19 protein-coding genes are annotated in these 25,974 nt (G+C 45.2%); 12 read left to right on the top strand and 7 right to left on the bottom strand.

The window, feature by feature from the left end; translation table 11 throughout:
• The first annotated feature begins 365 nt into the window (after positions 1-365).
• Together QE390_RS02460 and QE390_RS02455 are read left to right on the top strand one after the other, a co-directional pair.
• On the top strand, positions 366-3,611 hold the full coding sequence (locus QE390_RS02460; RefSeq protein WP_307140954.1) for a SusC/RagA family TonB-linked outer membrane protein: 3,246 nt from the start codon (positions 366-368) through the stop codon (positions 3,609-3,611).
• A gap of 13 nt (positions 3,612-3,624) precedes the next feature.
• Positions 3,625-5,187 (top strand): SusD/RagB family nutrient-binding outer membrane lipoprotein, encoded by a 1,563-nt coding sequence (locus QE390_RS02455; RefSeq protein ID WP_307140953.1) that lies wholly within the window; start codon positions 3,625-3,627, stop codon positions 5,185-5,187.
• 376 nt (positions 5,188-5,563) lie between these two features.
• Here QE390_RS02455 and QE390_RS02450 read toward each other — a convergent pair whose 3' ends face one another.
• Positions 5,564-6,682 carry a Gfo/Idh/MocA family protein gene (locus QE390_RS02450; protein WP_307140952.1) on the bottom strand — a complete coding sequence of 373 codons (1,119 nt, stop codon included), beginning with the start codon at positions 6,680-6,682 and terminating at the stop codon, positions 5,564-5,566.
• A gap of 55 nt (positions 6,683-6,737) precedes the next feature.
• Positions 6,738-7,031 carry a DUF952 domain-containing protein gene (locus tag QE390_RS02445; RefSeq protein WP_106635247.1) on the bottom strand — a complete coding sequence of 98 codons (294 nt, stop codon included), beginning with the start codon at positions 7,029-7,031 and terminating at the stop codon, positions 6,738-6,740.
• Positions 7,032-7,672: 641 nt separating this feature from the next.
• Between QE390_RS02445 and QE390_RS02440 the strand changes: the two genes are divergently transcribed.
• The 6 genes from QE390_RS02440 (at position 7,673) to QE390_RS02415 (ending at position 16,692) form a co-directional block, all read left to right on the top strand.
• Positions 7,673-7,834, top strand: coding sequence for a hypothetical protein (locus QE390_RS02440; RefSeq protein WP_157830199.1), 162 nt, complete (start codon positions 7,673-7,675; stop codon positions 7,832-7,834).
• Positions 7,835-8,123: 289 nt separating this feature from the next.
• Positions 8,124-8,792: a trehalose-6-phosphate synthase gene (locus QE390_RS02435; RefSeq protein ID WP_307140951.1), complete on the top strand. Its 669-nt coding sequence runs from the start codon at positions 8,124-8,126 to the stop codon at positions 8,790-8,792.
• Positions 8,710-10,386 carry a bifunctional alpha,alpha-trehalose-phosphate synthase (UDP-forming)/trehalose-phosphatase gene (locus QE390_RS02430; protein ID WP_307140950.1) on the top strand — a complete coding sequence of 559 codons (1,677 nt, stop codon included), beginning with the start codon at positions 8,710-8,712 and terminating at the stop codon, positions 10,384-10,386. Before QE390_RS02435 ends, QE390_RS02430 begins: the two co-directional genes overlap by 83 nt.
• Before the next feature lie 248 nt (positions 10,387-10,634).
• Positions 10,635-11,009 (top strand): hypothetical protein, encoded by a 375-nt coding sequence (locus tag QE390_RS02425; RefSeq protein WP_307140949.1) that lies wholly within the window; start codon positions 10,635-10,637, stop codon positions 11,007-11,009.
• Between the two features lie 111 nt (positions 11,010-11,120).
• Positions 11,121-15,497: a CusA/CzcA family heavy metal efflux RND transporter gene (locus QE390_RS02420; RefSeq protein WP_307140948.1), complete on the top strand. Its 4,377-nt coding sequence runs from the start codon at positions 11,121-11,123 to the stop codon at positions 15,495-15,497.
• Positions 15,498-15,501: 4 nt separating this feature from the next.
• The gene (locus tag QE390_RS02415; RefSeq protein ID WP_307140947.1) at positions 15,502-16,692 is read left to right on the top strand and encodes an efflux RND transporter periplasmic adaptor subunit; all 1,191 of its coding nucleotides are present in this window, start codon (positions 15,502-15,504) and stop codon (positions 16,690-16,692) included.
• Positions 16,693-16,756: 64 nt separating this feature from the next.
• On the opposite strand, the gene QE390_RS02410 is transcribed toward QE390_RS02415, so the two are convergent.
• Genes QE390_RS02410 through QE390_RS02395 form a run of 4 tightly spaced genes read right to left on the bottom strand, consistent with a single transcriptional unit; the run spans position 16,757 to position 19,401 of the window.
• Positions 16,757-17,368 carry a DUF4190 domain-containing protein gene (locus QE390_RS02410; RefSeq protein WP_307140946.1) on the bottom strand — a complete coding sequence of 204 codons (612 nt, stop codon included), beginning with the start codon at positions 17,366-17,368 and terminating at the stop codon, positions 16,757-16,759.
• Positions 17,369-17,427: 59 nt separating this feature from the next.
• Positions 17,428-18,054 (bottom strand): DUF4190 domain-containing protein, encoded by a 627-nt coding sequence (locus QE390_RS02405; RefSeq protein WP_307140945.1) that lies wholly within the window; start codon positions 18,052-18,054, stop codon positions 17,428-17,430.
• Positions 18,051-18,233 carry a hypothetical protein gene (locus QE390_RS02400; protein WP_307140944.1) on the bottom strand — a complete coding sequence of 61 codons (183 nt, stop codon included), beginning with the start codon at positions 18,231-18,233 and terminating at the stop codon, positions 18,051-18,053. Before QE390_RS02400 ends, QE390_RS02405 begins: the two co-directional genes overlap by 4 nt.
• Positions 18,234-18,273: 40 nt before the next feature.
• Positions 18,274-19,401 carry a lipopolysaccharide assembly protein LapB gene (locus QE390_RS02395; protein WP_307140943.1) on the bottom strand — a complete coding sequence of 376 codons (1,128 nt, stop codon included), beginning with the start codon at positions 19,399-19,401 and terminating at the stop codon, positions 18,274-18,276.
• Positions 19,402-19,556: 155 nt separating this feature from the next.
• On the opposite strand from QE390_RS02395, the gene QE390_RS02390 reads away from it, so the two are divergent.
• From QE390_RS02390 to QE390_RS02380, 3 genes are all read left to right on the top strand, one after another.
• Positions 19,557-20,795: a pitrilysin family protein gene (locus tag QE390_RS02390; RefSeq protein WP_106635256.1), complete on the top strand. Its 1,239-nt coding sequence runs from the start codon at positions 19,557-19,559 to the stop codon at positions 20,793-20,795.
• Positions 20,796-20,856: 61 nt separating this feature from the next.
• Positions 20,857-21,444: a D-sedoheptulose 7-phosphate isomerase gene (lpcA, locus tag QE390_RS02385; RefSeq protein ID WP_106635257.1), complete on the top strand. Its 588-nt coding sequence runs from the start codon at positions 20,857-20,859 to the stop codon at positions 21,442-21,444.
• Between the two features lie 157 nt (positions 21,445-21,601).
• Entirely contained in the window at positions 21,602-23,320 is a 1,719-nt protein-coding gene (locus QE390_RS02380; RefSeq protein WP_307140942.1) for an IlvD/Edd family dehydratase, read from the top strand.
• A 242-nt stretch (positions 23,321-23,562) separates the two neighbouring features.
• On the opposite strand, the gene QE390_RS02375 is transcribed toward QE390_RS02380, so the two are convergent.
• Positions 23,563-23,838, bottom strand: coding sequence for a hypothetical protein (locus QE390_RS02375; RefSeq protein WP_307140941.1), 276 nt, complete (start codon positions 23,836-23,838; stop codon positions 23,563-23,565).
• 257 nt (positions 23,839-24,095) lie between these two features.
• Here QE390_RS02375 and QE390_RS02370 point away from each other — a divergent pair, with 257 nt between their 5' ends.
• Complete coding sequence (locus QE390_RS02370) at positions 24,096-25,769, top strand: hypothetical protein (protein ID WP_307140940.1); 1,674 nt, start codon at positions 24,096-24,098, stop codon at positions 25,767-25,769.
• Positions 25,770-25,974 lie beyond the last annotated feature (205 nt).

Raw genomic sequence — 25,974 nt, 5'->3', positions numbered from 1 at the left:
CTTTACTCAACTCTAGCCAAGCGACGGCGAGGGAATCTATAGATGTAGTAAACGCCGTTTAACCCTAAATTTTGGTTTTGAAAGGGTAGAGGTGCGACTTTATCGCGTCTGCCTCTCCCCGCCATGGCTGGTATCCCATCAGTCATTTATACGCAAACCGTGGTTGGTGGGACACCAACCACGGTTTGCGTATAAATAGGCTTTTTCTACGGTTGTCAATCCTACGCTAACGATTTATTGTTTTGATTACATATTCTTAATGATTGACTACTTATCGTAATAGATCGTTCATACTTTCTTCAATTTCAGCTAAAAGTTGATGCAGAACTTTGTGGGGCAAATTATAGCTCCAAACAACTTCCCTCATGCAACATCTTTTATTTAAGCCCCAGCGATCATTGGGTTTTTTATCCCTTCTGATTGCTTTGTGGTTTGGTCTTTCGTTGCCTACGCAGGCTCAGGATCTAACCATCACCGGAACCGTAATCAGTAAAGACGATCAGAAACCTCTGGTTGGCGTAGCTGTACGGGTTAAAAATTACAATAAAGGAACCACTACCAATTCGGATGGTACCTACCGACTGTCCGTTCCTGCCGAAAGTAAAACCCTTATCTTCACCTTCGTAGGCTACACTACGCAGGAAGAAACCATTGGTAATCGTACGCAGATTGATGTTACGCTGGCCAATGACGAACGATTGCTAGAAGAAGTAGTCGTAACTTCCTTAGGGATTACTAAAGCCAAGCGGGATATTGCTTACGCGACTCAATCCATCAAAGCACAGGATCTGGTAAAAGCTCGTGAACCCAACCCGGTCAATGCTTTAGTTGGAAAAATAGCAGGTCTGAACATCGGGGCCAGTGCTGAACTACTGCGTGCACCACAGGTATTGCTTCGTGGAGGTCGCCCTTTGTTTGTCGTAGATGGAGTACCCATTATATCAGATACTTACAACATCAATCCTGACGACATTGAAACGTACGATGTCATCAAAGGGCCCTCAGGCTCGGCTCTGTATGGTTCTCGGGCTACCAATGGGGTGATTATTATTACGACGAAAAAAGGTTCGAAAGATAAACGTGGTTTTTCTGTAGAAGTCAATTCCAGTACTATGGTGGAAAATGGCTTTCTGGCCATTCCCAAAGTACAGGATGAATACGGCCCCGGTAACAAAGGTACGTACTCGTTCGTGGACGGACGTGGTGGTGGAATCAACGACGGTGACTACGATGTATGGGGACCGAAGTTTGAAGGTCAACTGATTGCTCAATACGACAGCCCTATCGATCCTAAGACGGGTCAGCGGATTCCTACTCCCTGGATTGCTCGCGGTAAAGATAATCTGAAGCGTTTCTTACGTCCCGGAATATTATCTACTAATAGCGTTGCGGTTTCTGCTACTTCCGGAAAAAGTAACCTGCGTTTTGGAATTACCAATCAGTATCAGCAGGGAATGGTACCTAACACTGAATTGAACAGTACTACCTTCAGTGCTACGCTGGGGCAGCAGATTTCAGATCGTGTACGTTTTGAATCGAATTTCAATTTCAGCCGTCAGGCTTCTGCCAACTATCCTGACGTAAACTATGGGCCTAACTCTCTGATTTATAATACGGTTATTTGGGCCGGAGCTGATTGGAGCGTGGACGACATGAAGCAAATCTGGCAACCGGGCAAAGAAGGTATTCAGCAGATTTACGCCGAATACCAACGCTATAACAACCCCTGGTTTGTATCTAAAGAATGGTTGCGGGGTCATTACAACAATACGTACAATGGCTACGCTTTGATGAAATTCGATATTCTCAAAAATCTGGAACTCCAAGCTCGTACACAGGTAACGGGTTACGAACTGTTCCGAAATGAGAAAATGCCTTATTCGGCCACTACCTATGGTCGCGAACAGGCGAAAGGTGACTACCGCGAAGACCGTCGTTCACTTTTGGAGAATAATACCGATGTCCTGTTAAATTATAACAAGACATTTGCTCACGACATCAGCGTTCGGGCTGTGGGTGGTTTTTCAGGTCGGTTTTTCAAGTACAACGGAAACTATGCCTCAACGGATTATCTAAGTGTTCCTGGGGTGTATAGCTTCGACAACTCGCTTAACCCCACTCGGGCCTATAGCTTCAATTCCAGTATGCAGGTATTAAGTGGTTTATATAGCTTGGATGTAAGCTTGAGCCGCTATGCTACGCTTTCGACGACGGGTCGCTGGGATAAAAACTCTACCTTACCTGCGGACCGAAACGTTTATTTTTATCCATCTGCTGGGGTGAGTTCAGTAGTATCTGACTTTGTGCGGATGCCTACTGCGGTTTCATTTGTGAAGCTACGTGCTTCGTATGCTAACGTGAAAGAAGCCTTTACTCAACAAAATGTATACACGGCGTATGCTCCGCTGGGCGGAAGCAACCCCATGGGATACGGTCAGACATTTGCCTCTCCTTACGACGGTCCTTCCTACGGAACCACAGTAGCCTATGCTATTAGTCGTCCGTATAACAATGAAGCTGCGGCTGATTACTCCGACGCTCTGGTGGATCCCAATTTGAAGCCTTCCTCGCGGACAAGCTTTGAAACAGGGCTGGATATTCGTTTCCTCAAAAACCGGATTGGTTTGGACGTTGCTTACTTCAGCTACCTGGATGGTCCCCGAATTTTTGGCCTGACTTTACCGGAAGCTACGGGTTATAATTCGCTGACAACCAATGGTATTAAGTCACAAAAACGCGGTCTGGAGATAGCCCTGACGGGTACGGCTTTAAAAAGTGCTCGTGGTTTGAACTGGGATGTTACGCTGAACTGGAGCACGTTCCAGGAGTATCTGCGGGAGATTTATGGTTCACAAACCCGACTAAGCCAGTTCTACAAAGTAGGTGATCGTCTGGATGCTTATTACGGCAGAGCGTTTGCCCGTACTCGTGATGGACAAATTATTAATGATGCCAGTGGTCGGCCGATCTATAACCCTGTAAGTCAGTTTCTTGGATACACGAATGCAAACTTCGCTTTTGGTTTCATCAATAAGTTTAACTACCGCAATTTCTTCCTGAATGTTCAGGTTGATGGCCGCGTAGGAGGTGTTATCGAAGATTATATCCAGAAACAAACGTTTCGCGGAGGTCGGCACATTGCTACGGTAGAAGGTAAAATGGGCGAAGCCCGCTATCAGGATTACAAAGGCGTAGCCTCCTGGGTGGGTCCCGGTGTAGTACTGACTAAAGGCTCGATTCAATATGACGTGGATGGCAATATCACTAATTACGATGCTTTGTCATTCAGCCCTATGTCAGACGCTAACAAAACTTACCTTCAGGATTGGATTAGTAGATATTATAACTCCAACGAAGCCAACATGATTAGCCGAAGCTTTGTCAAGTTACGTGAAGTGACTTTTGGTTATCAGGTGCCAGAGCGTCTGTTGCAGGGACGTATGGGCTTTGTGAAGTCTGCCAGTATTTCCTTCGTCGGACGGAATCTGTTGTACTGGGCCGAGAAGAAAGACTTGGATGTAGAGCAATTTGTAAGCTACAGTGACCGGGGGTCAAGCCTGCAAACGCCTACGACACGTCGGTACGGGGTAAACATCAATCTGATTTTTTAATCATTAGCTACCAATGAAAAAGATACTTTATAGTCTGGCACTGCTGATCAGCTTGGGAAGCTGCCAGAAATTCGAAGAACTCGAGAAAAACCCCAACCTGCCCGTGCAGGTACCCGCCGATCTGGTACTGAAAAATGTATTGATGGACATGTATGAAGGGACCTGGAATAAGGATTCCCGCTACAACCAGTATTACACGGTCAATTACAACTACTACGGCAATAACGAATACGATTGGACTACGGCTTCGCTTCGTTACACAACGTTGAAGAACGTAGTGAAAATGGAAGAAGAAGCTAAGAAAAATCTGAACACCGACATGAATGCATATGCAGCGTTGGGTAAGTTTTTCCGGGCCTACTTCTGGTTCTGGATGACCGAACGCGTAGGAGATGTACCTTTAAAAGACGCTCTGAAAGGCGAGGCTAACATTACACCCCGCTACGATACTCAGAAAGAGGTTCTGTTGCAAGTTTTGACCTGGCTGGATGAAGCCAATGCTGATCTGGCAAGCTTGCAGGCGGCGGGGCAAATGACGTTACCGCTCAAAGGGGACATTTATCTGAATAATAGTTTGAATGCCTGGCAGAAGACGGTTAATTCGTTTAAACTTCGGGTGTTGATTAACCTGAGTAAACGTACCGACGATGCCGATTTAAAAGTGGTAAGCCGTTTTGCGGAAGTCATCAATAATCCAACCAAGTTTCCGTTGTTTAGCAGCAATGCCGACAATCTACAATTCATTTACAATGCGGTTTATAATAAATACCCCACTAATCCAGATAATTTCGGTAATGACGCAACCCGTCAGGAAATGTCGGCGACACACGTGGATTTGCTGAAACGTTTCCAGGATCCTCGCTTATTCGTAACCGCCGAACCTGCTGAGGCCCAACTGAAAAAAGGGATAGCAGCGACAGATTTCAATGCTTACGTAGCCCCAAGTCCGGGGTTAAGTCTGGATTTGATGTCAACGGGAGCCAACAATGGAGAATATTCATTTTTGAATCGAAATCGGTATTACAAAAGCTACACGGCTGAACCTACGGTCATTTTAGGTTATTCTGAGCAATCCTTTACGATTGCCGAGGCCATTAATTTAGGCTGGGTAGCAGGCAATGCCGACGATTATTACAAAAAAGGAATTATGGCTAACATGGATTTCTTTGGTATTAAATCCGGTACCAACACAGTAGTGTTCGAAATCAAGAACAATGGAATTCCTACGTCGCAATCCTTCACAATCATGTTCGATCCAACTACGTATATGAACCAATCGTTGGTTAAATACGCCGGAAATAATGCCGACGGACGTAAGCAAATCCTTAGTCAGAAATACCTGGCGATGTTCATGACTTCAGGTATGGAGCCTTTCTTTAATTGGCGACGGACGGGCTACCCCGATACCTTTGCTACTTCGGGAGCTGGTATCGGTTCGCGTTCCATTCCCCGTCGCTGGCAATATCCAGTATCGGATCGTCTGTATAACGAAACTAATTACAAAGAAGCCTTGAATCGTCAGTTTGGTTCTGCCACTCGAGATCAAGTAGAAGATGAACTTTGGATGCTGAAGTAACCTCTAGCAAGAAACCAGAGCCTGTCCTGATTGGGGCAGGCTCTTTTCTTTTGAAGACATATACGTGAAAGCTATTGAGCAAATAATTTGCTTGAAGCACTTTTATACCCCACCAATGAATATTCTGGCATCTGGATTGGAACACTTCTTAACTAGGTCGAAAGTAAAACAAAAGGCCCTTAAGGGACATGTAAATGGGCGTTAATCAAGCTCTTGTATGCCAGGAGTAAGAACGCGAATGCTATTAAAAAAGGTAAGCAACACCAGAAAGTCCTCGTGTTGCCTACCTAAATCTGAATTGCTCTCGGTTTTATCTTTCAAAGATTCGGTATAATTGCTGTAATAACCCAGCACTCGAAACACCAAACAATAACGATTACTGGGCCATTAAGCTAGCCTGATGAGCCATTTCCAGCGAACGTAAGCCGTTTTCTTCGGTACTTCTGCGTTTGTCTATGCGGCCCCGGAGGTAATCAGATTGTTCCGTGAAAAAGTTACGTAATAACTCACCGTATAAATGCTGCTTATCGGTTTCGTGACCGAAGTGTAATTCAATCTTCTGAAAGGCTTCAAAGTCCTGATGCCGTCCGCGTTGCTTGCGGTCTGGCCCACCATATACCGCTGAAATGTCAAACCCTGCTCCCGGAAAAATGTCCAGCAGTTGTTGCATCTGTTCTTCATTCACAATACCCCGAAGCTTCAATCGGGTTGGCACCCATTCCTCCAGGGTAATGTCACCATGCTCAAAGACAATCCGTAACTCCTGTCGATCCAATCGACCGGGTTGCGTGAAGCCGTGGTAAAAGTTAACGAGTACGTCATTTTCATAACGAACAGTCGCCTGTACCTGTTCTTCCAGTCCACTGCCCGGACGTAACACCCGTTGAGCTCCCACTACATGGCCCGAACCTAGCCAGTATTCGAATAAATCGAAAAAGTGAACCCCGTGTTCAATAAAAATACCTCCGCTGATTTCCCGATTCCAGAACCAGTGCGAAGGGCTTAATCCTTCATCGCTGGCGTAGTTTTCAAAGTAACCGTGAAGGGGTTTACCCAAAAGATTTCGCTTAATGATTTGCTGCACCCGGCCAATCATGGGATTATACCGTTGCATAAGATTAGTAATTACCAACAGGCCCTTTTCTTGGGCAAGGGCCAACATTTCTCTTCCCTGGTCGGGCGTTAATGCCAGTGGCTTTTCACAAATCACGTGTTTGCCATGATTCAGGCATAATAAAGCCTGCTGGTAATGCAGGGAAGGTGGCGTAGCCAAATATACGACATCGATGTCATCCCGGCTAGCAAGCTCTTCCGGCGTTTCGAGGATATCTGCTTTGAATCGGCGAGCGGCCTGCTGGGACTGTTCACGAAAGGTTCCGGCAATAGCAATAAGCTGAGTATCTGGAACCTGTAAAAAATGTTGAGTAGCGAAGAGGCCGAAACCGCCCATGCCGATAACGCCGAGCCGGAGGGTCTCATAGGGAAGGGAAAGCATGTATTGTCAAGATTGTTGATGGGTAAACTTCGAAAAAAGCCGTACCCATCAACCTTTACACCAATTCTTCGATGGATACAATGGCATCCCGATTGAGCGGGCCATAGAGGTGCGGGAAAAGCTCGCCGCCAGTAGAGGGCTCAAATTTTAACAGAGCTTTAAAGCGGGTTTCGTCCAGGTGCAGCAGCAGTAAGGGACGTACGTTTGGGTAGTAGCGTTCCAGTACACCAGCGACTTGCGACTGAGTACTCAAATGAATAAATCCTTCTTCAGAGAAAGTCTCGGGGGTATAAGCTTCCTGAATTTCGTGCGATTGCCAGTAATCTGGCTTAACAATGTGATAGAGCATGGTGGGAGTTTTGAGCGGCCGCCGTTGCGGTTTTGGGTTTTGGGTTTTGGGTTTTGGGTTTTGGGTTTTGGGTTGAAAAGAGAAAACCTATAAAAGGTAGGGGAGAAGTTTGAAAAGGGAACAATAACCCCGGAGGGGTTGAATATGGATAGCCCCGGGTAAAAACCCGGGGTTACTTATGGGATTACTTAATGGGTGGACCCGGTCCATCGTGGGGTTTTATGCTATATAACTAAGAACTTGGATAATAACTCTCCCGCCCTGGCTGGTGTCTTCACCAGCCATTACTAAAAGTATAGAGGTTGGTGGGGACACCAACCAGGTGCGGAGTTTTTGAGTTTACAATTCCCAATAACAGGCGATCATTCACGTAGAGACGCGATGAAGTTGCATCTGGGTAAAAGGCGGTAGGGATTATAAATCCCTTACAGAGGGCTTTCGGATTACAAATCCGAAAGAGCGTCGGATGTTTTGAAATGGAAGATACAACCCGGGGTTTTATGTCATATACCAAGAACTTAGATAGTAACTCAACGCTTAAAAACCTCCAAAACTCCACAGTTAAGTACTTTTTAAGGATTCATTAAGGTGAGGCTAAGGCTTGGGACGTAAATTTGTTAATAGCACCAAACCAGTACACCATGATAGTTGAACCGATTCATGTATTAGCCTGGTCTAGGCTTCGCCGTCGTAAAATACGCCATTTACGTCTGCTTCCCACATCTGAAAGCTCGCCCTTATTAGGCGTTATTACCTTAGTAGCAGGTATCCTGTATCTGCTGATTATGGAAGGAATAGCTTGATAGTTTCTTCTTCGCTCCAGATTAGAAATGCCTGATCTGAATGAATTAGCCTGGCTAAGATGCATGCCAGAGCATTTAATAAATAACCTTGTCAACCGGGTGGAACGACATTCTTGAAGGATGTATGGAATGACTCGATTAGACAGGTTATCTCATGTAACTAACTCTTTAAAAGGATACAACCATACCTTTAAAAATTAGGAAAGTATTCCTCATTTTTTCCCAATATGCCTGCGGAGTGGGCATTAAATGGTCGTGTAGCCTTGGAACTCAATCCGCATTTGAAAATATGAAACGACTTATCATTGTATCGAATAGGCTACCTATTCAACTCTTGCGTCAGGAATCCGGTGTGCAGTTACTGGAAAGTGCAGGAGGACTCGCCACCGCCCTGAAAAGTTATTTACAAGCTCAGGATCGGTCTTCCTTCAATCCTGAAGAAGTAATATGGGTAGGAAACGCCGATTTTTCTCCAGAGTTATGGGAAGAATTCAACGAGACGAAGCAGTCGACAGGTACATTTAAAATTGCTCCTCTCTGGCTGGATAATGAAGTAAACGATGGCTTCTATAATGGTCTGTCCAATTCAACGATCTGGCCTTTATTTCATTACTTCCCAACCTTTGCGACCTATAAAGATTCTGATTGGCAGGCTTACCAACAAGCCAATGAAGTTTTCGCCGATCGTTTAGCTGAACTCTATCAACCTGGTGACGTTCTATGGATTCACGACTACCACTTGATGTTATTACCTAAATTAGTTCGGAGCCGTCGTCCCGAAGCAACCATAGGATTTTTTCTGCATATCCCTTTTCCGTCCTTCGAAATTTATCGGATGTTACCCGGCCCCTGGCGGGAAGGAGTTACTGAATGGGATGCTCGGCTCGGATTTAATCGGTTTTCACACGAACGATTACGTACAGCATTTCGAAAAATCAGTACACCGGCTCATTGGTAGCGAAAGTAAGCTGCGTTCCATTCAGGTAGGAAACCGTCCGGTAAAGGTTGATCTCTTTCCCATTAGTATTGACTACGAACGATTTAACTCGGCTTATACGCTCCCTGAGGTAGTAGAAGAACGTAACAAGATTCGAGAGCAATTGCAGGACAATAAGCTCCTCTTTTCCGTAGATCGTCTGGATTACACCAAAGGTGTGCTGAACCGATTACAAGGGTACGAAAAATTCCTGGAGAGACACCCTGAATGGCACGGACGCATCTCTTTTGTCATGGTGGTCGTTCCTTCACGGAGTGAAATTTCTTCGTACGGAGAACGGAAACAGATGATCGAGGAAAACACGGGCCGTATCAACGGACGTTTTGCCACGATGAGCTGGCAACCCGTTGTTTATCAGTATCGTAGTCTTTCCTTTGAGCAATTATGTGCCTACTATACCGCTTGCGATGTGGCTTTAATTACCCCCATTCGGGATGGTATGAATCTGGTTGCAAAAGAGTTTGTAGCCACCCGTCAGGACGAGCAGGGTGTATTGATTCTCAGTGAAGTAGCCGGAGCGGCGGCAGAGCTGGGAGAAGCCTTACTTATCAATCCAACGGATCGGGAAGGCATGGCTCAGGCCATTGAACGGGCTTTATCTATGGCCCCGCAAAACCAGAGCGAACGTATGCGTCTGATGCAGAACCGAATTCGGGAATATGACGTGGTCCAATGGGCAGATGACTTTTTAACTCAACTATTCAACGCGAAATCGCAGCAACATCAATGGGAGGTTAGAATATTAAATGTTGCCCTGCGAAAACAAATTATGGAAAAGTACCAAAACGCTCAGAAGCGACTTTTACTCCTTGATTACGACGGAACGCTCGTTCCATTTGCTAAATTCCCGGAACTGGCCCGTCCAAGCGAGCGGGTAGTGGAGTTGCTGAATGAACTGGCAGCCGTGCCCCAAAATCAGGTGGTGATCATTAGTGGCCGGGATAAAAAAACACTGGAAAACTGGTTTGGATCATTGGCGATTCAACTCGTGGCCGAACACGGAGCAGCCGTTCGTCAACCGGACGGAATCTGGCAGGAGAATCCTGACGCTTTTCACCCCGAGTGGCGAGCTAATATCCAGCAGGCTATGAATCTGGCGGTACAGCGGTGTCCAGGTACTTTTGTTGAAGAAAAAACGCATTCGCTGGCCTGGCATTATCGCAATACGGCCGATGATTTAGGCTTTGCTCGTTCTCGTGATTTGATTGACACGCTTCATGGATTAACGGGGCACCAGTTACAGGTAATCGACGGAAATAAAGTGGTAGAAGTACGGGTAGCAGGGGTGGATAAAGGTAGTGTAGCCAGCCGCATTGCATCCGAAAGTAATTATGATTTCATCATGGCCATTGGCGATGATCGTACCGATGAAGATATGTTCCGGGCCTTATCGGATCGGGCTTTGACCATAAAAGTAGGGCAGCAAAAGACGCTGGCCCGCTACAGCCTGCCCGATACCGGAGCGGTGTTGTCATTCCTGCAACGTTTTACAGGAATGGAAAACAACGGCGAGAATATTGATCTCACACCCAATACTGAATTAACTTCTGCCTAGCCTAAACTAGTACATTTTTGAGAAGGGGAAAAGTCATACTTTCCCCTTTTTTGATACCCTTGTTAATCACAGTTTCAGCGTTAAGCAGGCGGTAATACTTCTATCAAAAATAATACCCTTCGTCGCTTTTTCCGGCGGAAGTTGGATTTATTAGGGTCCATTTCTTGAAATTCTAATGAAAATTTAATTCCTTTGAACTGTTTTGTTACTGAAATTTCATTAAAGAAGGCTAAGCCGACAGAACAATAATGAGACTACTGCTTTGTTTAACCTTATTTATTCTATGCGTACAGACAGCATTTTCGATTCCGATTTGGGTAGAAAATAATTGTACTTTAGATAGAAATATTTCGATTATTAAAGCAGACGAAACTTCCGGTAGCCTCAAAATTAAGTCTTTACAAAGTGATGACTCCGACGATGAATTCTACTTCGAGGCGGACCCTCAGGATGACCATCACACGCATCACGAATGGTATCCACAACATCTGGATGCAACCTTACCTGCTCATACCGATCGGAATTTCTGGATCTGGTATTTACTAAAGCCTTTTCATTTCCCTCCCCGCAATTTCTATCAGTCTATTGAGGCCATTCTAAACACGCCACCTCCTCAGTTGTAGTACCATTTCTTTCCTGAATTTCAGATCCTTACTCTGAAAGATTGCTCTATTTACCTACTATAAACTGTCGGTAAACAGTGGTTTGTTGCTGCTGTTTGACCCAAAACTGCTATGATTGATAAGCTAATTGCATTTAGCGTCCGAAGTCCGTTTACCATCGGTCTTCTCGTGCTGGTAATGGCGATTTGGGGAGGTTACTCACTGAAAACACTTCCCATTGATGCTGTACCTGACGTTACCAACCAACAGGTAGACGTCATTACGAACTCCCCTAATTTATCGTCGCTTGAAATTGAACGTTACATTACGACCCCGCTGGAAATGGCTATGGCTAATATTCCGGGTCTGGTGGAAGCTCGTTCGTATTCCAAATTTGGCTCTTCCGTGGTCAAACTCATTTTCACGGACGACACCGACATCTACTGGGCTCGTCAGCAGGTGTTTGAACGCCTCACTCAGGTGCAGGCCGAGATTCCAGAGGGAGCGGGTACCCCCATCCTGGGACCGGTTTCAACGGGTTTAGGTGAGATTTATCAGTATGTGATTCGTCCCAAAGACTTAAACAATAGTCCTTACACACTTACCGAAATCCGCACGATTCAGGATTGGGTCGTTCGTCGCAAGTTATTAGGCTTACCGGGCGTAGCTGACGTGAGTGGGTATGGTGGATACGCCAAAGAATACCAGGCTCAGATCAAGACCGATCGCATGAAAGCTCTGGGCGTTAGCGTAGATGAATTATACGAAGCTCTGAACAAAGGCAACAGCAATACCGGCGGTGCTTACATCGAAAAAGATAATAAAGCCTTTACCATCCGAGGCATTGGTTTGGCTCAATCGCTGGAGGATATTGAAAATGCCGTAATCAAGAAAAATGGGAGTGTACCCATTTTAATAAGAGACGTGGCCGATGTGGAGTTTGGTCATGCCCTGCGTTTTGGTGCCTTGTCAAATAATGGCGAAGGCGAAGTGGTGGGTGGCTCAATCCTGATGATGAAAGGGGCGAATGGTAACGAAGTAATTACCCGATTGAAAGAAAGATTCGCTGAAATTCAGAAAGAGTTACCTCCAGGGTTAACCATCGAACCATTCCTGGATCGCTCGAAACTGGTAAACGCCGCTATTTCAACAGTAGCTAAAAACCTGATCGAAGGGGCCGTTATCGTTATGATTGTCATTCTGGTGTTTCTGGGTAACTGGCGGGCCAGTTTACTAGCGGCTTCGGTTATTCCGTTAGCGATGCTTTTCGCTTTCATCTGGATGAAACAATTTGACGTAGTGGGTAACGTCATGAGTCTTGGAGCCATTGACTTCGGGCTGTTAGTTGATCCGGCCATTATCGTCGTCGAGTCCGCCGTGCTTTTCTTGGCCCTTTCGCTCAGCAAATTTGCGGGTAAGAAAATGACCTATAAGGATCGTCAGGAAGTGGTCATTTCGGCGGCAGCAGAAGTAAAAAAATCCGTGATTTTCGGGGGATTAATCATTCTGATCGTATACGTTCCCATTCTGACGCTTCAGGGAATTGAAGGGAAAATGTTCTCGCCAATGGCTAAAACGGTAGCTTTTGCCATCATCGGAGCCTTGATTCTGGCCGTTACGTATGTCCCCATGATGTGTGCGGTATTACTGCGTCCACCCAAGTCGGTGCATCACGATGGATTCTCTGAAAAGATTGTTCAGTTCTTCCTCAAGGGTTTACGTCCCGTGATCCGTTTAGGCCTGCGATATAAGATCGTAGTTATTGCGTTTGCACTGGTGGTATTAGCCGCTGGAATCATTGGCTTTGGAAGAATTGGTGGTGAATTTATGCCTCAGATTCAGGAAGGCGATATGGTAGTCGATATGGATTTACCCGTGGGAACAACGTTGTCAGAATCCATTCGGCAAAGCCAGATCTTCCAGGAGGGAATCATGAAGGAATTCCCGGATGAAGTAGAAGGAATTGTTTCTAAAATCGGTACGTCTGAGGTAAAGGTCGATCCATTACCACTGGAGTCTCAGGAAGTGTACGTTGAATTAAAAGATAAAAAATACTGGACGAAAGCCCACGATCAGCAGGAGTTAGCCATCAAGGTTAATGAATACATGGCTCAGTTCCCGGGTCCTTTATATGCCATTTCCCAACCCATTGAAAGCCGGGTGAATGACATGATTTCCGGGGCCCGGACGCAGGTGGTGGTGCAATTATACGGAACGGACCTAGATACGCTGGTAGCAAAAACCAAGCAGATCATTCAAATTGTTCGGAATGTAGACGGAGCCGTTGATGTAAAAGGAAGCAAAGTGTTTGGCTTACCGCAACTGAACATTAACTACGACCGCCAGCGAATGGCTGTGCACGGAATTAAAGTTGAGCAGGTGAACCGGGCCATTCAAATGGCTTTTGGCGGAGCAACCGCAGGGGTGGTTTATGAAGGCGACCGCCGTTTTGATGTAACGCTTCGCTTGACGGGAGAAGACCGTACGCGTCCTGAAAATATTGAAAACCTGTTAATTAACGATCAGAATAATAACCCGATTCCATTGCGTGAAATAGCGAAAATTACGGAAAGCGTTGGTCCTTCTGAAATCGTTCACGAGAACATGAAACGGGTGGTTAACCTCGGCTTCAATGTTCGCGGTCGTGATTTACAGTCGGTGGTGGACGATGTAATTAAACAGGTGGATGCGAAAGTGAAATTGCCCAAAGGGTATGAGATTAACTACGGAGGGGACTTTGAAAACTTTGGTCGGGCGAAGGCTCGTTTATCCATTGTTGTTCCAATTGCCCTCCTGGTCATCTTCGGATTACTCTTTTTAACCTTCCGCAATTTCCGCGATAGTTTCCTCATTTATGCCGTTGTTCCTCTGTCAGCCGTAGGAGGGGTGTTCTCGCTGCTTTTACGCGACATGAACTTCAGTATCTCGGCGGGGGTCGGTTTCATTGCTCTGTTCGGGGTAGCCGTATTGAACGGAATTTTATTGATCAGTCACTTTAATACCCTGGGTGACGAAGGCATGGACGATCCGAACGAGCGGGTCATGAAAGGAATTGAGGAACGTTTCCGCCCGATTCTGATGACTTCGTTTGTGGCTGCTTTGGGCTTTATGCCCATGGCCTTATCCACCAGCGTAGGTTCGGAGGTACAGAAACCCCTGGCAACGGTGGTAATCGGTGGATTGTTAACGGCTACTATTCTGACCTTACTCGTATTACCCATTCTTTACGCCATTTTCGCGGGTAAATCAAAAAAAGGCGGGTCTGTAAAGAATAATGCAATTCCTGCTACCGCCGTAGTTGCCCTGCTCATCGGAGCATCTTTCCTGACTACTAACGCCTCCGCTCAGACGAAACCGGAAGTTCCCGAAGTGGAGGATGTCCGGGAGTTAACGCTGGAAAAAGCGTTAGAATTAACGAAACGAGGGAATCCGCAGACGCGTCTGGCGGATTTACGGATTGAGAAGGAAAGAGTGTTACTTCCCGCTACGTTCAATCTGGATGCTCCGCGTATTTATACCCAGGCTCCCAGTGGTACGGATTACCGCCTCGGTTTTTTCCAGAACTTACAATTTCCTACAGTTTATACCAACCAACGGAAAGCCCAGCGTCAACAGATTAAACTCAATGAAGCGGAGAAGGGGGTAGTCTTCAACGACTTGTCTTATCAGGTGCGTTCGATTTATAATGACATTTTGTATTACAATCGGATGATCACCAATTACCAGCAGCAGGATAGCTTACTGGCTAATTTCGTGAGAGTAACGGATGTTCGGCTGAATGTAGGACAGATTTCCAGAATCGAGCGACTCAATGCCGAGGCTCAATACCGGGAGAATGCCATCTACCTGAAGCAGTCGAAAGCCCGCTTGCGGGGAGCCCGGATACAGTTATGGATTCTGACGGGTTTAGCCCCCGATAGTAGCCGAGTGATTTTAGGGGATTTCAAACGACTAACCTATGGATCGGCCATTTCGGCTGCGGATACTTCCTTCTCGTCAAATCCGCGACTGGCTTTTTATGAACAAAATCGAAAGCTCAATGAAAGCATGCTGAAGGTTGAAAGGAGTCGTGCCTTGCCCGGCATTTCTTTTGGGTACATGAACCAGGGGGACCGCGAAACGAATGTGCGTTATCGCTGGGAGTTTGGCTTAACGGTGCCACTCTGGCAATGGCAGTATAAATCACGTCAGGCCGGAGCGAGAAAGGATATTGAAATTGCTCAGCAGCAGATTTCGCTCAACAGCTACGAACTGCGGGGATCTTACGACAAAGCTGCTTCCGACTACCGGGCTTACAGCGAAGCTCTGGATTATTACGAATCATTTGGGCTAAACCAGGCCAACGAGATCATCAAGGCCGCTCAGGATAGTTACCGTCTCGGAAGCATTGGTTACTACAACTTCCTGTTAAACCTACAGGAAGCCTTCCGCATTCGGGCCGAGCACCTGGAAGCGATCCATAACGTGAATAATTCGATCATTACGATTCAATATCTCAAAGGAGAATAAATCAATGAAAAAGACATTTTTGCCCCTGCTGGCACTTGCTATATTAAGTGTATCCTTATCCAGTTGTTCCGAAAGCGAAGCGGAATCGAAAGAAAAAGGGGAAGGTAAACGGGAAGTCGCCAAGAGTGCAGATTCGCTGAATCTGTCCCTTCAACAATTGCAATCGGTAAACGTAGAGTTGGTAAGTTTTGAAGACCGCCAGCTTCGTCCGGTTATTAACGCGAATGGAAAGATTAAAATATTACCTGACAGTAAATCAGAAGTTCATAGCGAAGTAGAAGGTCACGTAGATGCGATTTATGTTCGGGAAGGTCAGTTCGTCAAAAAAGGTCAGCCTTTACTGAAGCTGACAAGTATGGAATTTCTGGAACTACAAAACCAGTACATCGCTGCTAAAAGCGAAGCCGACTTCCTGGAAATTGAGTTCAAACGACAGACCGAACTGAAAAAAAGTAACGTCGGTGTGCTGGCGGATTTTCAGGCAACCGAGTCTAAACTGAATGCTGCTATTGGTAAAGAAAAAGCACTGAAAGCAAAGCTGGGTTTACTGAGTTTCAATACCGATCATTTGAGTAATATCCGCAAGGCAGAGATTTCACCCGTGGTGATCATTCGGGCTCCCATCAGTGGTTCTGTTTTTAAAGTGTATCAAAATCTGGGAAAACTGGCTAATCCAGCGGATCCTCTGGTGGACATTATTAGTACCGAACAGCTTCAGGCCCAGGTATATGTCTATGAAAAAGATGTCGATATGATTCAGGAAGGACAGCCCGTGGAGTTAACCTTTCCCAGTCAGGCCATTCCGGCGGTTCAGGGGAAAGTAGCGAGCGTAGCTCGGGCCCTGGATACGGAAAACGGAGCCATTACCCTCTACGTGAACTTCAAAAGACCCCAGACGAAAGAAACCATTTTCTCGGATATGAACGTACGGGCTCGCGTAGTCGGTTCGACGGAAAAGAAAAGTTCCAATACGTTGCCCCGCACGGCTATTCTGGATGATGGCGAAGGCCTATACATCTTTGCAACTAGCCAGCCGAATGCTCCCAAAATTCCTTTACGCAAAACAAAAGTGGAAATCGAGCGGGAAGGAGAAGACTACGTTCAGGTAAAAATTCTGGAAAAATTGCCTGCAGGAATGAAAGTAGCCAATAAAAACATCCTGGCTCTGGAAGCCGAACGGAAGAAAAACGAGTAGAATTTGTTGATGATTTATTGCTAGATAAAAGCTCGTCCATTTGGACGAGCTTTTATTGTTAAAATCAACTAAAAGAAAATAACACTTGTAACATTTTTACTATAGCAAAGTATAGAACGAAACTAAGAGCTACCATAAAAAACGGATAAATGATTCCTAAAAGGGCGAACACTTTTCCTTTATACCGACGTGGATTCTTTTTGATTCTGATCAAAGAAATAATCCCTAAAACTATGGATAACGGAAAGCCCACAAGCGAAAAAGACAAATTTTTAGTGAGTAAGGTTAACAGAGAACTTACTATCAACGACCAAAAACTTAATAGAGCCAAAGGTTCTATTTTAGGAGAATTTTCCCAGTCATCTTCCCTTCCTTGAAGCTTTTTAATTTTTTTGGTGACTTTGGGGGTTACTAAGGTATTCCTTTCATGAGGAGTTGAAGGAAAATTCAATTCCTTAGGACTAAGTAAAGGCGGTTTATCAATGTAACCTGGAATACTAGGGTCTGATACCAGAGATGTTTGTAAAGCGGATGAGTCTGAGTAGACACTGAGGTACTTTTGAGGATCGTTTGCAGAAGTTAATGATGCATTGGACTTTAAAAAAGGAGTGTAGGTGACTTTACGACATGAAGTGAAAAGTAAAGCTCCTAAGAATAGATAGAGAACAAACTTCATAAGTCAGGTCGTTTAAGTTCATGGATAGAAATATAGAAGGTATGAAAGGATAGTATTACCTAATATGATGAATTAGCAGCAACATTTATTAAGATAATAATAAAAACAAGTAACTCCAGAAAACCCAGTACCAACCCGGCAATGGCTAGTCCGCGACCTTCGAATTCTCTCGGACGCCGGTTGATTTTACTCAGAGCGACAAATCCCCCAATAATGGCTAGAAGCATACCTACAAGAAACAGAATACCCGTATGAAAGGCAATTAGGTCAAAGAGGGCTATTAACCCCGCAATAGTGGCAATGGTAGCAATGGGGTCCGTCTTTCGCTCAGCGGTACGCTGAGCTTTTGCCTGCATTTTCGCAACCTTTTTTGCGACCAGTTTTGTAACAAACTTATGTTTGAAATTTTGCTGATGTTTTTTCTGGAAATAAGAAGGAGTAGTTACTACTTTTTCTTCAAATGTATGGTCTGGTAAGGCAGGTCCTTCCGCTAAGGATGCCGTTAATGCGGAAGAATGAAGGTTTGTATCCGCGATACTAACTGAATTTTGGCCTGGCGAAGCGAGGTTTACTTTTTTGCGTTCAAAAGAAGGAACAGTGGATTTCGCAAAATAGGGATAAGAAGATTTCTGACAGGCAGAAAGCCCTAACAGACCCAATAGGGCCAATGTAAATAATTTTTTCATGAAAATGGACAATGGTGGAGTACAGAAATGCGAAGATGTAAATCAGCCTGATGTTTTCCTAATACAGCGGCACTAAAACCCATGTAACGACGCGACTTCATCGCTTCCAGACTAAAAATACGAATGTTGGGCTTGCCTAATAAAGTAAGTTTGTCAATTAACAATAAATAATTAATCAAAAAAAAGACGCGATAAAGTCGCGTCTCAATGGGAAGTAATTTACTTTAAAGCCCGTTTTATTTCCTGAATTGTGCTGCTATACTCTGCCAGTTTCTGGGCTTTCTGGTAATAATCTTTCGCCTGTTTATTTTGGCCATTTCGCTCTGCAATTCGAGCGAGCCCGCAGTAGGCCATTGCGTGATAATCCTGCGTGTATTGTTCACTCATTTTATTGAGCACTGCCTTCTGGTAATAGGTATGGGCAGCGGCGTCATTTTTCTTCGCTTTTTCAAGAATTAATCCAATGAATACTTCTCCAGCGGTTTTAAATACGTAATGTTTTTTCTGAGCTAGCTGTTGAGCTAGAGGTTCCGCTTCGTTGTAACGCCCAGCCAGCGTTAGGGCTTCGGCATGGCGGGTCATATAAACCGGGTTATTTGAATATTCTTTGTATAAAGGCGTAGAATAACTTAGTGCTTTTAACGGATTATTCTCGTGCTTAATTAACACATAAGTCAAATAATAGGCTGCTTCGGTTTTGGTAAAAATTCCCTTTTGATAACCCGTTTCCATCTGCTTTAAACCCAGGTTTTTATTGCCATCCTGAAAAAAGAACATGATAGGTTTCACCACGGGATGATCCTGCGGATACTGCTCCCGGTAATAGTTGTAAAGTCCGGTTGAAAAGTAGAATTCTGGGTTTTGCTCCATTAACTTAAAACCTTTACGCATGTAACCGTAGGTACGTTTGGCTTCGGCCCCGGCTTTCATGAACTCACCCCGATCAGACTCCAGCATGGCGAGGTAACTATGCGTCGCCAATAAAAAAAACGTAGCCTCAGTGTCGTGCTTGTTAGCCGCCTTCATTTTTTCAGCTAAGTCTAATGACTGATTTAGGTAAGACTGGTACCGACTGGCAGCAGAGCCATTTTCAACCACGGGCATGTATTGCCAGAACGTTTGGATGGCTTCAAGCAGCGGGTTAACCGGGTGAGCCGGGTAACGGGTCTTGATGCGTTGCTGGTAAGGTTCGGCTTCCTTAAACTCAAAATTATAAATGTGCTTTAACGCATGAATAACCTGTTCTTTCGTTTCGGCGTCATTTAAAATCTGAGCTTTTAAGCTAAACGGAAGGATAAAACAAAACAGAATTGAAATCAGGAAGGTTGAATAGAAACGAGTTTTCATGGCTGGTGTATGCGACGATTCGAATGGATCGTTGTAAAATTAACGAATATTGAAGCCTTAAAGATAGGAAGCTTTTCAAGCAGTGCCGTAGATTTGCCGGAATGAAACGGATGATTTGGCCGTTGGCTCTGAAAAAGTAGATCCGTATCCTGACTATGATTCACTATCAAACCTTTACATTGGATAACGGCCTTCGGGTATACGTGCATGAAGATGCCACGACTCCCATGGCAGCCGTTAACATCTTATATAACGTAGGATCCCGAGACGAAAACCCTGAGAAAACTGGCTTTGCTCACTTGTTTGAACATTTGATGTTTGGCGGGTCTCAACATATTCCCGATTACGACACCCCACTGCAACGCGTAGGCGGAGAAAACAACGCCTTCACTTCGGCAGATATTACGAATTATTACATCACCCTTCCGTCTTCAAATCTGGAAACGGCTTTCTGGCTGGAATCAGACCGAATGCTGTCGCTTTCCTTTGATCCGCAAGTGCTGGAAGTACAGCGAAATGTAGTGATCGAAGAGTTCAAGCAAAGGTACCTGAACCAGCCCTACGGCGACGTATGGCTAAAATTACGACCGCTGGCGTATCACACCCATGCGTATAGCTGGGCTACGATAGGGAAGGAAATCAAACACATCGAAGAGGCAACGCTGGAAGATGTTCGGGATTTCTTTTTCCGGTATTACGTGCCCAATAATGCCTTGCTGGTGGTAGCGGGAAACGTAACAGTGGAGCAGATTAAGGAACTGAGCAAAAAGTGGTTTGAACCCATTCCGGCGGGTGAGCCTTACCAACGGAACCTGCCGCAAGAGCCTTTGCAAACCGAAGCCCGTTTTCTGGAAGTATCGGCCAAAGTTCCGCTGGATGCTTTGTATAAAGCCTATCACATGCCCGGACGTTACGAAGCAGGTTATTATCCAGCCGATTTAATGGCGGATATTCTGGGTCGTGGTAAATCTTCCCGACTATACCGGAAACTGGTCAAAGAAAAAGCTCTGTTTAACTCCATTAACGCTTATCCAACTGGAAACCTCGAACCAGGTTTATTTATTGTTCAGGGTAATCTGAACAAAGGAGTAAGCATTGAAGAAGGCGAGGCCGCCGTGCAGGAAATTATTGATGAATTACTGGGAAAAGGTCCGCTGGAGTCGGAAGTGCTGAAAGTGAAAAATCAGGCCGAAGCCACGCTCGCTTTTTCGGAAGTGGAGCTACTGAACCGAGCCATGAACCTGGCCTTTGCCGCTAACGCGGGTAATGCCGAATGGGCTAATCTGGAAGCCGAACGTATTCAGTCGGTAACGTCTGAGTTGATCCAGGCCGCTGCCCGCAATATACTTCGTCCCGAAAACTGTTCAACCTTATATTACCGGGCTTCAGCTTAAGGTGGTTGAGCCGCAAGGTTCGCAAAACTGCCCACTGAAGACTGCAAACTGAAAACCGAAAATGTTAGAATCTATTATTCGTCAGGAATTAACGGAAGCCCAGCAGGTATTGGACCGCTTTTTATCAGACGAAAAACACGTAAAAGCTATTGAAGCGGCGGCACAATTAATGTCCGAAGCCATTCAGAATAATAAGAAGATTATCTCCTGTGGAAACGGGGGGTCCCACTGTGACGCGATGCACTTTGCCGAGGAATTAACGGGCCGTTACCGTAACGAACGCCGTTCTCTACCCGCCATTGCCATTTCGGACGTGAGCCATTTATCCTGTGTCTCTAATGATTATGGATACGAATACGTGTTCAGTCGTTTTGTGGAAGGCATGGGCTTTGAAGGCGATGTATTACTGGGAATCAGTACGTCAGGTAATTCTGGTAATGTGATTAAGGCCGTAGAGGCAGCCCGTGCCAAAGGAATGAAAGTAGTTATCCTGACTGGAAAGGATGGAGGTAAACTAGCGGGCCAAGCCGATGTAGAAATCTGCGTTCCTCATTTTGGTTACGCCGACCGCATCCAGGAAATTCACATCAAAGTCATTCACATCCTGATTTTATTAATCGAAAAACTGGTGGTGAATGTGAATTACTAGGGTTTTGAGTTAGATTGTTTTGGGTTTTGAGTTAATAATAAGCACAGAGTCACACTAAAATCCCGGTGTAGGCTCTGTGTTTTCGTTTGAATACGCTTTCTTGCAAAAATTATAGTATTACTACTCTAAACACTAAACGAGAAACATAAAAACTCTGATGGAGGAGAAAAGAAGATATCGCTCGCAGGACTGGTTTGGCAAGACCGGAAAAGATGGATTCATTTACCGGGCCTGGATGAAAAACCAGGGGTTCCCACACCATGAATTCACGGGCAAACCAGTCATTGGCATTTGTAATACCTGGTCTGAGTTAACGCCTTGTAACGCTCACTTTCGGGAATTGGCCGAATGTGTGAAACGCGGCGTTTGGGAAGCGGGTGGGTTTCCGGTAGAATTTCCGGTTATGTCGCTGGGCGAAACACTAATGAAGCCTACCGCCATGTTGTATCGCAATCTGGCGAGTATGGATGTGGAGGAATCCATTCGGGGTAATCCCATTGACGGCGTTGTGCTGATGTGCGGTTGTGATAAAACAACGCCTTCGTTAGTAATGGGAGCCGCCAGTGTAGACTTACCCAGTATTGTGATCTCCGGTGGACCGATGTTGGCAGGGCACTTCAAAGGCCGGAAGATTGGTACTTCCGACGTATGGCGTTTTGCCGAGGCCTATAAAATGGGTGAGCTGTCGCAGGAAGAATTCATTGTAGCTGAAGGATGCATGGCTCGAAGTGCGGGGCACTGTGCCGTCATGGGTACGGCGTCAACAATGGCTTCAATGGTAGAATCTTTGGGCTTAACCTTACCCGACAATGCTTCGATTCCGGCAGCCGATTCACGTCGGAAAACGATGGCTCACATGACGGGTCGCCGCATTGTGGAGATGGTTCGGGAAGATTTGACCATGTCCAAAATCCTGACTCACAAAGCCTTCGAAAACGCGATTATGGTAAATGCTGCCATTGGGGGTTCAACCAATTTTGTAATTCACCTCATGGCCATTGCGGGCCGAATGGGAGTGGAGCTGGACCTGGAAGATTTTGATCGCCTGTCAGAAAACATCCCGTTCATTGCTAATATTCAGCCTTCAGGAGAACACTTCTTCGAGGATTTATATTACGCGGGCGGACTTCCAGCGGTGATGAAAGAGTTATCCAACTTCCTCAACCTGGATGCATTAACCGCAACGGGGCAAGTCCTGGGTGAAAATATTGTCCTTTCCAATGCCCATGACCGGGAGATTATTGCTTCGGTGGACGAGCCTTTCAAACCCAGCACCGGTTTGGCAGTATTGAAGGGGAATCTGGCAGTAAATGGAGCGGTGTTGAAACCCTCTGCAGCCAGTCCGCATTTGATGACGCACACTGGGCGGGCGGTGGTTTTTGAAGATATTGACGACTACAAAGCCCGCGTCGATGATCCTGATCTGGATATTGATGAAACCTGCGTGATGGTCTTGAAATACGTAGGACCCAAAGGTTACCCCGGCATGCCTGAAGTAGGAAACATGGTATTACCCAAGAAGATTCTGGAGAAAGGCGTGCATGACATGGTTCGTATTTCGGATGGTCGGATGAGTGGAACGGGCTTTGGAACGGTGGTCTTACACGTTTCACCCGAGGCCGCCATTGGGGGTACCCTGGCTCTGGTAGAAAATGGCGATTTAATTACCCTGGACGTTCCAAACCGCAGTCTTCACCTGCATGTATCAGACGAAGAGTTAGCCGCTCGTAAAGCCAACTGGAAACCGCTGGAGTTAGGTTATGATCGGGGCTATACCAATTTATATCTGAACCACGTTCAGCAATCTCATCAGGGAGCTGATATGGATTTTCTGGTGGGTAAGTCCGGTACCTGGAAACTCCGGGAATCGCATTGATTTTCTTTAGTTGTTAGTTTAGTTATTAGTTGATGGTTAGTAGTTTAAGAATACTGCCACAAGTCAGAAACCTCCTCTACCACCGTTGCCAGCTTTTTCGCTGGCAGCAATAGCTACGCTGTTGATAATAAGTTTACTTAGTAGTTAACCAAGTGCTGCCAGCATTTTCGCTAGCAGCGGTTACATGGGGTAGAGTAGCAATAAATTACAAATCCCGACCTGCGAAGGCCGGGATTTATAATTTATTGACTTTGCGACGATTCGGGACGATCTTCCGGTCGGGCTGGTAAGTGAATCGTTTTTATGGGTTCGAAGAGGGTATCTCCAGTAATCGTATCAGAAGCGACGGTACCGGGATACATCGTGCTTTTCTTGTCTTTTATAAAAATCAGACTGCCACCAATGGCAACGGTCATTAGTACGACTAATAGTATAATTGCCCATCTAAACAGGGAGCCAATCCTCCACCATTGCTTCATTTTTGACCAATTGCTTTCCTTATTGTTAGTAGAATCCATAGCTGTTTCATGTTTGAACACATACTGAAGTAATCAAAAGAATTATCCCCTTGAGTATCATTCATAATCGTGGGGTTTGCCGACCCTATTTGCGGACGTTATACCCCTGATTGTGATTAGAAAATGATTAGAAAAAGCTAGTTGCCTACCTAAAAGAGCCGTGAGTGGAATGAGCTTTTCACTAGAAAATCCAGAAGGGTTATTCGATCCTTGAAATGGGTTGACCATTTATTGTAACTATAGTCCTCACACGCCTTATGAACACACCTGCCTCACGCTTCCCTCTGATTGCTAAAGTAATTTTCGGAGTTTTATTCTTTTGTTTACTGGTAGTCATATCGCTTTGGGTCGTAGGTGTTTATTTTCTTAAGCCTATGGTAGGCGACAAACTAAGCAAGAGCGTATATGAGAATTCCGATCAATTGTATCAGCTTACGTTTGAAGATATAACCTATAATCCTTTTTCGGGACGGGGAAGTATTCGGGGGTTAAGCATTCAGGCCGATTCGGCTCGGCGGAGGCAACTGATTGCTTCCAAAGACATAACGGATCTAACGCTGAATGCCACCATCCCTGAGGTTAGTCTGCAGGGAGCGGAGTTATTTACGTACCTTCTGCATAAAAAGCTCTTTATTTACGAAATAGCCATTAATCAGCCTCGTCTGACTATCCGGCAGTACCCCTCTTCGGGACCGAAGAAAAGTGAAGAGAAAAAGACCTTACATGAACTGCTGCAAAAGCAGTTTAAGGAGGTAGAGATTGGTAAGATCAGACTAATAGAAGCGAAGATTACGCACGATAATCAGGCCAGTGAAAAACCAATCACGAATTCAATCCAGCAGCTTTCCATTGAAGTTCAGCAGATGCTGGTAAACCCGGAGAGTTACCGGGACTCAAGCCGGGTTTTTTATGCGAAAAATATAGAAGTACAGCTCGATTCTTTGACTATGCCTAGCAAGGACCAGTTATCGAATCTTCAGGTTGGCAAACTCAACGTATCAACCCAGACGCGAACCTTAAGTATAGAGAACCTCGGGACAATTCCAGCTTACCCACGTCAGGAATACGTTAAACGCTCGGGCGGTGGTAGTTATACCAAAGCAGTTTTATCGCATTTGCACGTGACGGGGATGGACCTCTCGCAACTGGAACAAAAACAGAAGGTCCGCATTAAGAAAGTGGAACTCGAAGGAGGAAGAGTGGATGCGTTTGAAGTGCGAAATCGGAATAGCAAAATGTCAGGACCCCGGAAACCTTTTCCCCACGAACAATTTCAGAAAATTCCGTTTGAATTAACCATTGATTCGGTCATAACCCGGAAAATTGATCTTTACTACGATGAGTTAAACCCTAAAACCGAGCAAATTGGAGGAATTAATTTCCGTAACATTCAGGGTGTAATCACCAACCTAACCAATGACTCACTGACATTACTGAAATCGCCCACGGCAAAAGCTCATTTTCAAACGATGTTCATGGGAGCCAATGCTCTAAACACGCATTTTACGTTTAACATGGCGGCCAATAATGGTGAATATACCTGCCAGGCCGAGTTAGGGCCAACGAATTTAGTAACCCTGAATGCTACGTTTAAGCCACTGGCCTTAATGGAAATCGAATCGGGACGGGTTAACAATTTGAATTTCAAATTCTCTGGTAATAATGTGCAGAGCTGGGGTAGTGGCGTCATACTTTATCAGGATCTGAAAATCAACATTCTAAAAAAGGACGAGGAAAAGAAACGGTTCCGTATTCGTGATCTGTTCACCTTTGCAGCTAACAAAATTCTTACTTACGATAGTAACCCCATGCCGAAAAAAGAAGTGCGGACTGGGAAAATAGAATATAAACGGGTTCCGGGAGAAAGTTTTTTTGGCATTCTCTGGCGAAGTATTCGCTCCTGTCTTTCCGATTCTGTTTTGAAAACCTAGATCTATTCAGGTTTATGCTTGGTAAATAAATATTTACTAGTTCTAAAAAAAGTCAATTTAAAAATCAGTATAAAAATATTTTGATACCCCTGAAAACCAGGGGTATCAAAATATCGTATGTGTATATATAATAAGTAATGAATAGCCCCGCTTTTAAACAATTAACCCCATTGTTTACTTTACCTTCTATCATGAGCCTCTGGGT

It is taken from the genome of Siphonobacter sp. SORGH_AS_1065, from assembly GCF_030818595.1.
Lineage (GTDB): Bacteria > Bacteroidota > Bacteroidia > Cytophagales > Spirosomataceae > Siphonobacter.
Note: the sequence above shows the minus strand (reverse complement) of the source record. Positions and strands in the feature narration are given on the sequence as shown.